1 protein-coding gene is annotated in these 326 nt (G+C 42.0%); it reads right to left on the bottom strand.

Annotated features, from left to right (window positions below; genetic code table 11):
* On the bottom strand, nucleotides 1–326 hold a 326-nt coding region (locus tag Q0772_RS16240; protein ID WP_298347017.1), incomplete at both ends, for a DUF5011 domain-containing protein.

The following is a 326-nucleotide window of genomic DNA, read 5'->3' as shown; positions in this document are numbered from 1 at the left end:
AAAGTGATTACTGGTGCTGTCGTGTCTGGTATAACATTGACTGTTCTTACCACTTGTGTTGCAGCATTTCCTGCAGCATCACTTACATCATAAGTTACTAAATATGTACCACCTATGTTGGTGTCTACAACACCGCCTATAACAATGCTTGCCGTAAGGTCTCCATCAATATTATCCGTAGCTGTTGCTCCTTGTTCGGTGTAAGTATCGCCAACGTTTAAATCTATGGTTGCGTTACCATTTAAAGTGATTACTGGTGCTGTGGTATCTGGTATAACATTGACTGTTCTTACCACTTGTGTTGCAGCATTTCCTGCAGCGTCGCT

The sequence above is a fragment of the uncultured Algibacter sp. genome, from assembly GCF_947490405.1.
Lineage (GTDB): Bacteria > Bacteroidota > Bacteroidia > Flavobacteriales > Flavobacteriaceae > Algibacter_B.
This window is presented reverse-complemented; position numbering and strand designations above follow the sequence as displayed.